Below are 11,493 nucleotides of genomic sequence, written 5' to 3'. Positions count from 1 at the left end.
GTGCTGGCGGCGGCGTACCCGGGGGCGGGGCGTCCAGCCGGGGCCGGAGACGGCCAGGCCGTCGGCCAGCACCCAGCCGTCCGACTCGATCCTGATCGTGTTGCCGCCGGCGCGCAGCAGGCGGGCCACGTCGTAGCGGCGTACGCGCGGGATGTCGGCCTCCGCGTACGGGTCGAAGCCGCCCTGGCGGCCCGCCTCCACGCCGTTCACCAGCACCCGGCAGAACGCGGTCGAGGCGACCTGGAGCAGCGATCCGTCCCCCTCCTGGACGTGCACGGTGGTCTCCAGGGGTGTGCCGGCGATCCACTCGGGGCGGGCGGCGTCGCCGGGGTCGTCCACCAGGCAGGCGTAGGCCCGCAGGTCGTGCTCCTCGTCCGGTACGAGCGCCAGCTCCATCAGGTGGTCGCCGGGCGCGACGGGCGAGAGCGTGACGGCGGCGTAACCGGCGTCGTCGAGCGGCCGCTCCTCACCGTCGAGCCAGAGGGTCTTGGCGGCGCCCGCGCCGATCGCGAGCCAGGCCGGAGCGCCCGGCGGCACGGTGAGCACGCTGCGGAAGCGGGCCTCGGCGCCCGCCGCGACCCGGCCGAACGCGAGGAACTCCACCGGCACGTGTCCCTTGGGGCCCAGGGTCGCCCGGTGGACGGGGTCCTTGTGCAGGCCCCGCGACGTCGACCACACCGAGGGGGTCCACGGTCCGTCGCCCGCGCGCTGCTCCCCGCGCGGGCCGAACGTCACGGGCACGGGCTCCCCGTCCGGCCTGCGCAGCGTCCAGCGTTCGACGCCACCGCCGGTGCCGAGCCCGAAATCGGACCAGGTGTCGTCGAGGGTCGGGACGAGCTCGACGTCCCACTCATTCCCGAGGTCCCTCTCCACCGGGTACGCGGGCCGCGGCGGCGCCGGCTCGGCGTGCGTCCCGTCGAACACCAGCAGCGCGGCGGGCCCGTCGTCGAACGGCACGACCACCTCCACCGTGTCCCCGTCGTCGCCGACGCGCGTGTGCGGCAGCGCGACGGGGTCGCCGCCGGCGAAGGGGCGGGCGAGCCGCGGCGTTCCCGCCACGCCCCTGACGGTGACGCGCATCTCGCGGGCGTACCTGGCGGGGTCGAAGTCGATGTCGGCGTCCAGCCAGCCGAGCTCGACGCCGCGCCGCTCGGGCCGTCCCACGCCGATCCTGCTGGCCATCGGGAAGGCCGCCGCCAGGAACACCAGCGTGGTGTCACCGGCCTCGCGCACCAGCGCGGGCACGGGAGCCTCCACCCGGCGTGGCAGCTCCGCCAGCGCGTCGCCCAGGCGGTCCGTGGACGGGACGAAACGGGCCGCCCCTCGCAGCGGATGCGTGCCGACGGAGACGACCAACCCGCCGTCCGCGACGAACTCCGCGAGCCGGGCGGCGACGTCCCCGTCGAGCACGGCGACGGCGGGCAGCACGACGGCCCGGTACGCCTCGCCGGACACGGCGAGCCGCCCGTCCTCGACCGTCGCCCGCCGTACGGAGTCCTCGTCGATGACGTCGGCGTCGAGCCCCAGCCGGTCCAGCACGCCTGGCCTGGTGGCGAACCAGGCCATGTCGCCGACGATCTCCCGGTACACCTCCTGCGCCCGCTCGGCCGCGGCGCGTGCCGCCGACCCGGCCTCGCCCGGGCCGCCGGCCTGTGCGGTTGCCGTGGGAAGGAGGACGGCGACGTCGCAGGCGTGGCGGCCCTGCGACAGGGCGGCGCACAGCCGGGTGACGGCGTCGGCGAAGACGCGGTGGTGCCGCCAGTACGGCTGCCGCCAGTCCGTGGACGGCGGCGCCCATTCCCACCAGCCGCGCCTGGTCGTGTAGTAGACCGCGTGCGGGTTGTACAGCGTCGCCCCGGCCCGCAGCCAGGGCAGCAGCCAGTCGAAGGTCTCCTCCAGGGTGCCGCCCCAGCCGCTGGAGTGGAACGCCTCGATCCAGGTGCGCGGCCGGCCGTAGAGGTGGGCGAGCGAGGCGTGCAGGCGGGCGTCGCCGTGGTGGTCGGAGCCGGGCGCGCCGAACCAGCGGTGGGTGCGGGCGTAGTCGGCGTACAGCTCCACCCCGGCCACCGGGTGCCCGGCGCGGGCCGGGTCCTGCTGGTCACAGCCGTTGAGCAGCCCGTGCCGCGCGTGCCACTCGCTCAGCGGCCGGAAGAACGCCTCCTCGGCCAGCTCGGCGCGGGTCCGCTGGTACGCCTGCCAGTCCGGGGCGGCCGGCGAGAACTCGGCGCCCCGCCTGGCGCGATGCTCCTCGGCGAAGCGGGCGGACCAGGTGGGCAGGGTCGGCAACTCGTCCTGGAACGACCCGGCGATCACCCGGCCGAACCAGTGCCCGGCGCGCCGCTCGAACTCGCCGTGCACCCGGTCGAGCAGCACCGCACACGCCTCGGGCGACAGGTAGTCGAAGCCGCGCAGCGTGACCGACCCGTCGGGGTTCAGCCACTGCCCGGCGAACGACGGGTGCTCCTGGACGAGCCGGGCCTGCAGGTCGGCGCCGGAGAAGCCGAGCTGGTCGTAGAACCACAGGTACGCCCCCAGCTCGTACGCGTCGGCGCACACCTGGTCGAACAGCTCCCACCACGCCTCCGACAGGAACGGCGGGTCGTCGGCGTCGGCGCCGAAGGCGGGCCCCGAGGGGGCGAGGTTGAGGATGACGAGGTTGTGCACTCCCCCGGCCGCCAGGCGTTCCATCTGCCGGCGGAGCCGGTCGCGGCGCAGCGGCTCACCGCTCCACCACCAGATGGCCGCCGGGGAGTACTCCCTGGGGGGCGGGTCGCTGAAGAAGCCGTTCATCCTTTGAGCCCGCTGGCGAAGCCCTTGATGACGTACCGCTGCAGCGCCAGGAAGACCACCACGATCGGCACCGCGCCGAGCACGAGCCCGGCGAAGACGAGACCGTGCTGGGAGACGTACTGGCCGACGAAGGCGAAGACGCTGACCGGGACGGTCTCGAAGCCGGAGCCGCCGAGGTAGACGAGCGGTGTGAAGAAGTCGTTCCAGATGAAGACGGCGTTGAGGATCAGCACGGTGCCGGTGATGGGCCGCAGCAGGGGGAAGACGACCCGGGTGAACGCCGTCAGGTGGGAGGCGCCGTCGATCTGGGCGGCGGCGGCGTACTCACGGGGCAGGGCCCGGATGAAGCCGGTGTAGAGGAAGACGGTGAACGGCAGCTGGATGCCGGTGTAGAACAGGATCATCCCGGCATGCGTGCCGATCAGCCCGAGAGTGTTCACCAGCTCATAGAGCGGGATCATGCCGAGCTGGAAGGGCAGCACGATGCCGAGCAGGAAGAGCACGTAGAGGCCGTAGCCGAGGCGGGTCTGCACCCGGGCCAGGAAATAGGCGGCGAACGAGCCGAGCGCGATGAGCGCGACCAGGCTGGCAACGGTGACGACGGTGCTGTTGACGAGTGACGGGCCGAGGGCGGCCGCCGTCCACGCGGAGCCGTAGTTGTCGAGCGTCGGCGGGTCGGGCAGCGCCAGCGGTGACCGCGAGATCTGCCCGGGGTCCTTCAGCGACAGCGAGACCAGGGTGTAGACGGGGAACAGGAACGCCACCGCAACGGCGATCATGACAATTTCCAGCAGGAACGTCTTCCTCACGCGGTCACCTCCCGGCGACGCAGGTAGTAGACCTGGACGAGCGAGACGGCGGCCACGAACAGCGCGAGAACCAGGGCGACCGCGGTGCTGTAGCCGAACTTGCCGAACACGAACGCCTGCTTGTACAGCACGGTCGACAGGGTCTCGGTGGCGTAGCCCGGACCGCCGTTGGTGGCGGCGAAGACCTGGTCGAAGAGCTTGAGCCCGCCGATCGTGGACAACATCAGGTTGATCGTCACGGCGGGGGCCAGCAGCGGCCAGGTGACGTAGCGGAAACGCTGGAGGGTGCCCGCGCCGTCGATCATGGCGGCTTCGTGCAGCTCCCTCGGCACGCCCTCCAGCCCGGCCAGGAAGATGACCATGGAATATCCGGCGTACTGCCACACCACCATGCCGGCGATCGACCACAGCGCGACCGACGGGTCACCCAACCAGTCGACGTGCAGGCCGAGCAGCCCGTTGAGGCCGGCGAACGGGTCGGGGTTGTAGATGTACTTCCACAGGAACGCCACCATGACCGGGCTGACCACGACCGGCGCGAAGAAGATCACGCGGAGCAGGGCCCGGCTCTTGAGCTTGGCGTGCACGCCGAGCGCCAGCAGCAGCCCGACGCCGTTCTGCACGGCCACGGTGGCCACGGTCAGCAGCAGCGTGTTGCCGATCGAGCCCATGGCCTGGTCGTCGCCGAGCAGCGTGCGGAAGTTGGCCAGGCCGACGAAGGACATGTCCTTGCCGATGCCGCTCCAGTCCGTGAACGCGTACACCACGCCGCTGACCGCCGGGTAGAGCACGACCAGCGCGTAGACCGCGAGCGCTGGCGCGGCGAACAGCCAGGACGGGGCGGACGCGGTGAAGCGGCGGCGGGAGGAACTGACGGTCACTTCCGGTACGCCTCGTCCATCTTCTTCAGCGCCTCGTCGATGGTCGACTCGCCGGCCAGCAGCTCCTGCACGACGGCGAAGTGCACCGGCTGCACCTCGGCGTTGGGCCAGCGCTGGTCCATGAACGGCACCGCGCGGTCCTTGGTGAACGGCAGGAACGACTCGACGGCCGGGTCGATGGTCGAGGAGTCGTCCTGCGTGAGCGGGATGGCGGAGATTGCCTTGGCCCAGGCGTTGATGTTCTCCTGCTTGCCGAGGAAGTCGATGAACGCCTTGGCCTCCTCGACGTTCCCGCCCTTGGCGGCGGCTCCGAGGCCGACGACGACGCCGGCGGGGATCCATACGGAGCCGGCGTCGTCGGCGCCCGGCACGGGGAACATCGACAGGTCGTCGGGCGAGGCGGCCGCCTTGCGGAAGTCGGGCAGGACTGCGGAGACCTGGACGGCCATGCCGGCCTTGCCGCCGGCCACCATGGAGGTCTGCTGCTCGAAGGTGGTGCCGTTCGGGTTGTCGTTGAAGTAGCCGCGTTTCTGCAGCTCCAGGTACATCTCCATGGCGTCCTGCCAGCCGGATCCGGCGAAGGTAGCCTGCCCGGCGAGCTGCTTGTCGTCGAACGTCGGGTCCTTGGCGTAGACGGTCGAGGGCACCAGCGCGTACGTGATGAGCTGGGTGACCCACGGCGTCTGCGCGCCCAGCGCGATCGGCACCACGCCGGCCTTCTTCAGCTTGTCGCAGGCGGCGAGGAACTCGTTCCACGTGGTCGGCGGGGCGTCGATGCCCGCCTTGTCGAAGACCTTCTTGTTGTAGACGGCGCCGATGACCGACGAGCCGGCGGAGTAGATGTAGGTCTTGCCGTCGAGCTGGAAGGCGGGCTTGAAGCCGGCGGGGACGGTCGCCGCCCACGGCTGGGCGGACAGGTCGGCCAGCAGCCCGGCCTCGGCGATCTGGGCCATCGACATCGCGCTGCCGTTGCCGGGGTAGACGACGTGCAGGTCGGGGGCGTTGCCGGCGCCGAGTCGCGTGCGCAGGGAGGTTTGCACCTGGTCGGTGGGAGCGTAGGAGGCGGTGATGCGCACCGCGGGCTTGGCCTTCTGGTAGGCGCCGACCAGTTCGTCCATCGGCGCCTTCTGGTCGGCCACGCCGACGAACTTCAGCTCGGTCGTGGCGCCGCCGCCGGTCGTCGCCGTGGTCTCTGGTCTGGTGGAGCACGCGGTGGCCGTGGCGGCCACCGCCAGGCCGCCCATCATGCGCAGGAACTGCCCGCGGCTCACCTTGGCGCCGTGCAGAAGGCCGGTCATGTCCCGCCCACCTCCATGACCTGGCTGTTAATTTAACAGCCATTTTTGTTAAAAGTGATAGATGTGGGGAGGGTACGAGTCGCCCGAGTTGGGTGTCAAGGTTAGGATTCGCAGCCGTCGAAGAGGGTGAGAGGGCTCCCGGTGGATTCGCGTCAGCACACCTCAAGCAAGTCCGCCCGGTGGCGGGGCATGGCCGAGCACATCGTGCGCCAGGGCTCGGCCTCGGTGACGGAGCTCGCCGAGAGCTTCGGCGTCAGCGTGATGACCGTGCACCGCGACCTCGACGAGCTGGAGCGCCAGGGCATGGTGCGCAAGGTCAGGGGCGGGGTCACCGCCCAGGCCAGCAACGTGTGGGAGAGCAACATCGCCTACCGGCTCCAGGCCCACACCGCCGAGAAGGACGCGATCGCCCGGGTGGTGGCGGGCATGATCGAGCCCGGCGGGTCCGTCATGCTCGACGACTCGACGACGGCGCTGGCCGTGGCCCGCCATCTCGGCGACCTGGCGCCGCTGACCGTCGTGACGAACTTCCTCGAGGCGATCAGGCTGCTGGCCGGCAGCCCCGACATCCGGCTCATCGCGCTGGGCGGGGAGTACCGCGCCACCCACGACTCCTTCCTCGGCCTGGGCTGCGTCGACGCGGTCGAGGCGGTGAGCACCGACGTGGTCGTGGTCTCCACCTCCGCCGTCTCCGACCAGTACGCCTTCCACCAGGAGCAGGAGATCGTCCTGGTGAAGCGGGCGATGTTGCGCGCGGGCGCCCGCCGCATCCTGGCGGTCGACGGCTCCAAGCTCGCCCGGGTGGCGTTGCACCGGGTCGCACCGCTGGACGACTTCGACGCGATCGTCGTCGACTCGGCCGCCCCCTCCGACCTGCTCCAACGGCTGCGCGACCGGCACGGCAACGTCCAGGTGGCAGAGATGTAACGCGATCACGCGTTATTTCTCACTTGAGTCTTGTTAAGAAGCGCGGTTGCTTGTTACAAAGTGAGGGCTTTCACCCCCCAGCTCAGGAAGCGGCATGGATTGTCCCTCACGTCGATCCTTCCTCGGCCTCGGCGGCGCCGCGTTCGCCCTGGCCTTCACCACGAACCTGGCCGACCCCTCCACCGCGCGGACGACCACCGTCCGCGGTGACTACCCCTTCACGCTCGGCGTCGCCTCGGGCGACCCCCTGCCCGACCGGGTCATCCTCTGGACGCGGCTGGCGCCCGAGCCGCTGGAGCCGCTCGGCGGGCTGCCGTACAACAAGGTCAGGGTTGACTGGGAGATCGCGGAGGACGAGGCCTTCACCCGGCGCGCCCGCCGCGGCTCCACCTGGGCCACCCCTGAATACGGCCACTCGGTCCACGTGGACGCCAAGGGCCTGCGCCCCGGCCGCGAATACTTCTACCGCTTCCGCGCCGGCGGCGAGATCAGCCCGGTGGGCCGGACCAAGACCGCGCCCGCGCCCGGCGGCGACCCGGAGGCCCTGCGGCTGGCCTTCGCCTCGTGTGCGCTGTGGCAGGACGGCTACTACACCGCCTACCGCCACCTCGCCGACGAGAACCCCGACGTGGTCTTCCACCTGGGCGACTACATCTACGAGTACGGCATCGTGCCGACCGGCGGCAACCGCGGGGTCCCGGTGCCCGAGCAGTACCGCGTGCAGTGCGACACTCTCGACCGCTTCCGCATCCAGTACGGCCTCTACAAGAGCGACCCCGACCTGCAGGCCGCCCACCACCGGGCGCCGTGGATCGTCACCTGGGACGACCACGAGGTGCTCGACAACTGGGCGGGCCCGCACGGCCCCGGCGGCGAGGTGACCGAGCAGGACTACCTGGTGATCCGCGCCAACGCCTTCCGCGCCTTCTGGGAGAACCTGCCCGTCCGCGTGCCCGCCGTGCAGGGCCCGGACGCCCGCATCTACCGCAGGTACACCTTCGGCGACCTGGCCGAGTTCAACGTGCTCGACACCCGGCAGTACCGCGACGACCAGGTGTGCGGCGACGGGCAGCAGGTCGACTGCGCCGACCGCCTCGACCCGGCCAGGCAGATGCTCGGCGCCGAGCAGGAGCGGTGGTTACTCGACGGCATGGGCGCCTCCCGCGCCCGGTGGAACGTGCTCGCCCAGCAGGTCGCCATGATGCAGCTCGACTTCGACCCCGGCCCCGCCCAGAAGCTCAGCATGGACCTCTGGGACGGCTACAAGGCCGCCAAGGACCGCCTGATCAACGGCATGATCGAGCGCGAGGTCGGCAACCCGGTGGTGCTGACCGGCGACATCCACTACAACCTGGCCGGCGAGCTCAAGCAGAACTTCGACGACCCCGCCTCCCGCGCGGCCGGCGTGGAGTTCGTCTGCACCTCGGTCAGCAGCGGCGGCAACGGCAACCCTGACACCGGCCTGCCTCCGGGCGGCACCGACCCGATCAACCCGCACCTGCGCTTCTCCAGCTACCAGCGCGGCTACGTCTCCTGCGAGGTGACCCGCGACCAGTGGCGGGCCGATTTCAAGGTCGTCCCGTACGTGGACCGCCCCGGTGCCCCGGTCTCCACCAGGGCGAGCCTCGTCACCCTCGACGGCGCCCCCGGCCTGCAGGCGCTCTAGGAAGGATCGATCATGCGTCACCTCGCCACCGCGCTCGCCGTCGCCGTCACGCTCACCGCAGGAGCCGCCTGGAACCCCGCCGTCGTCACGGCAACCGCAGAAACCACCCGGAACCCCGCCGCGACCGCCGGGAAGCCCTCCGGCGACCTCACCCCCATCGCGGGCGCCGACCGGCTCGTCGCCGCGCTCGGCATGGACCCCGCCTGCCCCGCCAAGATCGAGATCGGCATGCGCAGCGACGCGGAGAAACCCGCGTACGCCACGATGGACGTCGAGATCGACCCACCGCTGACCGCTTCCCGGTCGATGCTGACCAGCTACCTGCCGCCCGGATACGAGCTCGGCGCGAAACTGCTGGTCGCCGTCCCGCCCGAGACCAGCGAGGGCACGTACGAGCTGCGGCTGCGCACCCGCGCCAAGACGCTGAAGGTGCCGGTCGACGTCGTGCCCCTCGACAAGCTCGACAACGGCGGCAACCTCGCGCTGCACCGCCCCGTCACCGCCTCCTCCCAGCACACCAACGCCAACTACCCGCCGTGCAGCGTCGCCGACGGCGACACCTCCTCCAACGGCTGGGCCGGCGGCAACGGCTGGAACGACGCCACCAGCCGGTCCTGGCCGGACACCATCGCCGTCGCGCTGGGCGGGCCGGAGCAGGTCTCCCGCGTCGACCTGTACACCCTCGACACCGAGCGTTACCCGGCGTCGCGCCACGGGCTGCGCGACTGGGACGTCCAGGCCCAGGTGAACGGCGAGTGGCGGACGGTCGCGCAGGTGCGCGGCAACACCGCCGGCAATGTGCGCTCGGACTTCGCGCCCGTCACCGCGGACGCCGTCCGCATCGTCGCGCTCGCCTCCAACGGCGCCAACGACTACACGCGGATCATCGAGATCGAGGTCCGCTGACCGGACCCGGCAGGGCTCATGCTCACGTGGAGCAGGCGACCGCCGGCCGGCGTTCATGTGCGGAGCCGGCGGTAGGGCAGTCCGGGAAGGGGGGTACGCCACCGCTCCCGCCTTCGGCCTCCCCAGGTCGCGACGATGTGGCCGGAGCCGGGTCGGGCGACACCCGAGGAGCGGATGTTCTCCTGGGCTTACATGGCCGTAAATGATCCGGTTGATGTGGGACGGTGTGATCACGAGGTGTTGCCGACGGCGGCACGTCGGCGGCGCCGCTGCGGGTGACCGACTGGGCGAGCGCGTCACCCCGCTTCGGCGAGAAGGCCACGCTCACGGCTGACACCCGCTACCACGTCAACGGCACCCCGGACGGCCGCAAGGTCACCGTCTGGCAGGTGTCCGTGCCGGTCGACCCGGCCCGCGAGGCCGTCTCGTTCACCACCTCCCCGACCCCCAACCTGAAGATCTTCACGCTCAGCGCCCGCGCCTGAGCGTCAGGCTCTCTCGTCGTGGCGACCGGCCCGAAAATACCGGGCGATGTCAGCGCGGTTGAAGTAGCGTCGGCCGTCATGACACTCCCCCGAGAACGACCCCCCTTCGTGGCCGCCGAGTGCACGCAGCTCGTGGGCTGGCTCGACATGCAGCGCGCGATCGTCCAGTGGAAATGCGAAGGGCTGTCGGAGGAGGACGCGCACCGCCCTGTCCTGCCCACCTCGCCCCTCATGACGGTGGCCGGTGTGCTCTCCCACCTGCGCTGGACCGAGCACTGCTGGTTCGAGGTGCTCTTCATGGGCCGCTCTGCCGCCGGCAACCCGCAGTTCGACGAGGAGGCGGAGGAGGACGCCGACATGTTCGCCGACGGCGTGCCGACGGGCCGGCTGCTCGACGACTACGAGCGCCAGTGCCGGGCCTCCAACGAGATCATCGCCGCTCATTCGCTCGACGACGTCGGCAAGCATCCCGACTTCCGCTCCGCGCAGGCGAGCCTGCGCTGGATGGTGATCCACATGGTGGAGGAGACCGCCAGGCACGCCGGCCACCTCGACACGATCCGCGAGCTGCTCGACGGAGAGAAGGGCTACTTCTAGAGGCCGAGGACCTCGGCCGGCTCGGCGATGATGCGCTGGATGATCATTCCGGCCGCCCCCAGAACCGCCGCATCCGGGCCGATCTTCGAGACCACGAGGGCGGGCGGGCTGTCGCGCATGTGCGCCAGCCTGGCCCCCAGCCCGTCGGCCACGGGCCCTTCCAGCCACGGGAACAGCGGCGCGAAGACGCCGCCGAGCACGATCATGCCCGGGTCGAGCAGGTGCACGGCCGAGGTGAGTGCCACGCCGAGGGCGTGCCCGGCCCGCGCGCACGTCTCCAGCGCCCGCGGGTCGCCCGACTCCAGCCGTGACACCAGCGCGGAGACCGAGTCCAGCGCTCCGAGCAGGGTGTCCTGCCCGGCATAGACCTCCAGGCAACCGCGGCCGCCGCACCGGCACGCGGGCCCGTCGGGCACGACGACGACGTGGCCCAGCTCGCCCGCCAGCCCGAACGTGCCCCTGAACAGGCTGCCGGCCACCACGAGCCCGGCGCCGACGCCGATCTCGCCCGACACGTAGAGGAAGTCCGTCTCCCGCGCGCCGAACCACAACTCGCCGAGCGCCGCCAGGTTGGCCTCGTTGTCGATGGCGAACGGCAGGTCGACCAGGCCGGCCACCCGTATGTCCCGCCAGCCGAGATGCGGCGCGCTGCGCAGCGTCTCGCCCTCGACCGTGCCGGGCACGGCGAGCGCGGCGCCGATGACCCGCAGCCCGGCCGCCCCGGCGTCATCGATGGTCTCCTTGGCCAGTCCGCGCAGTTCTTGCAGGAGATGCGCGGGGTCGGAGTTGCGGTTGTCGGCCGGGCGGGTGCGGCGCAGGCGTACGGTGCGGGTGAGGTCGACCACGCAGGCCGCCAGATAGTCGACGTTGATCTCCAGTCCCAGCGTGGCCACCCGGTGGCCGCTGAGGCTCACGGCGACCCCCGGGCGGCCCCGCTCGCCGCCCCTGACAACGCCGCGTTCGGTCACCACCCCCGCCTCCAGCAGGTCGGCGACGAGGCTGGACACGGTGGTCTTGGTGAGCCCGGTCAGCTCGGCGAGCGCGGCGCGGGTGTGCGGCCCCGATCGGTGGATCGCCCCGAGTACGACGGCCAGGTTGCGGGCACGCATGGAATCATGACGGACCCCTCTTGAC

Annotated in this window: 10 protein-coding genes; 5 read left to right on the top strand and 5 right to left on the bottom strand. The window is 71.4% G+C overall.

The genetic code is table 11. The annotated features are described in order from the left end of the window. From E1294_RS08695 to E1294_RS08680, 4 genes are all read right to left on the bottom strand, one after another. On the bottom strand, nt 1-2,790 hold a 2,790-nt coding region (locus E1294_RS08695), incomplete at its 3' end, for a hypothetical protein (RefSeq protein WP_132506574.1). Next, nucleotides 2,787-3,599, bottom strand: coding sequence for a carbohydrate ABC transporter permease (locus tag E1294_RS08690; protein ID WP_246082887.1), 813 nt, complete (start codon nt 3,597-3,599; stop codon nt 2,787-2,789). The genes E1294_RS08695 and E1294_RS08690, both read right to left, overlap by 4 nt. Further along, entirely contained in the window at nt 3,596-4,480 is an 885-nt protein-coding gene (locus E1294_RS08685) for a carbohydrate ABC transporter permease (RefSeq protein WP_132506572.1), read from the bottom strand. The genes E1294_RS08690 and E1294_RS08685 overlap by 4 nt, the downstream gene beginning before the upstream one ends. Further along, on the bottom strand, nt 4,477-5,778 hold the full coding sequence (locus E1294_RS08680; protein WP_132506570.1) for an extracellular solute-binding protein: 1,302 nt from the start codon (nt 5,776-5,778) through the stop codon (nt 4,477-4,479). Before E1294_RS08680 ends, E1294_RS08685 begins: the two co-directional genes overlap by 4 nt. A gap of 189 nt (nt 5,779-5,967) precedes the next feature. On the opposite strand from E1294_RS08680, the gene E1294_RS08675 reads away from it, so the two are divergent. From E1294_RS08675 to E1294_RS08655, 5 genes are all read left to right on the top strand, one after another. Beyond that, nucleotides 5,968-6,705 (top strand): DeoR/GlpR family DNA-binding transcription regulator, encoded by a 738-nt coding sequence (locus E1294_RS08675; RefSeq protein WP_132506568.1) that lies wholly within the window; start codon nt 5,968-5,970, stop codon nt 6,703-6,705. Between the two features lie 94 nt (nt 6,706-6,799). Next, nucleotides 6,800-8,371 carry an alkaline phosphatase D family protein gene (locus E1294_RS08670; protein ID WP_132506566.1) on the top strand — a complete coding sequence of 524 codons (1,572 nt, stop codon included), beginning with the start codon at nt 6,800-6,802 and terminating at the stop codon, nt 8,369-8,371. A gap of 12 nt (nt 8,372-8,383) precedes the next feature. Beyond that, a complete protein-coding gene (locus E1294_RS08665; protein WP_132506564.1) occupies nt 8,384-9,277 on the top strand; it encodes a discoidin domain-containing protein in 894 nt (297 codons plus the stop codon). A 275-nt stretch (nt 9,278-9,552) separates the two neighbouring features. After that, a complete protein-coding gene (locus tag E1294_RS08660; protein ID WP_132506562.1) occupies nt 9,553-9,762 on the top strand; it encodes a hypothetical protein in 210 nt (69 codons plus the stop codon). Between the two features lie 78 nt (nt 9,763-9,840). Next, nucleotides 9,841-10,359 carry a DinB family protein gene (locus E1294_RS08655; RefSeq protein WP_132506560.1) on the top strand — a complete coding sequence of 173 codons (519 nt, stop codon included), beginning with the start codon at nt 9,841-9,843 and terminating at the stop codon, nt 10,357-10,359. On the opposite strand, the gene E1294_RS08650 is transcribed toward E1294_RS08655, so the two are convergent. After that, the gene (locus tag E1294_RS08650) at nt 10,356-11,468 is read right to left on the bottom strand and encodes an ROK family transcriptional regulator (RefSeq protein WP_246082886.1); all 1,113 of its coding nucleotides are present in this window, start codon (nt 11,466-11,468) and stop codon (nt 10,356-10,358) included. The genes E1294_RS08655 and E1294_RS08650 overlap by 4 nt on opposite strands. Between the last annotated feature and the right edge of the window lie 25 nt (nt 11,469-11,493).

This window comes from Nonomuraea diastatica (assembly GCF_004349015.1).
GTDB classification, from domain to species: Bacteria; Actinomycetota; Actinomycetes; order Streptosporangiales; family Streptosporangiaceae; genus Nonomuraea; species Nonomuraea diastatica.
The sequence above is the reverse complement of the archived record's forward strand: the minus strand, read 5'-3'. Positions and strand labels throughout refer to the sequence as shown.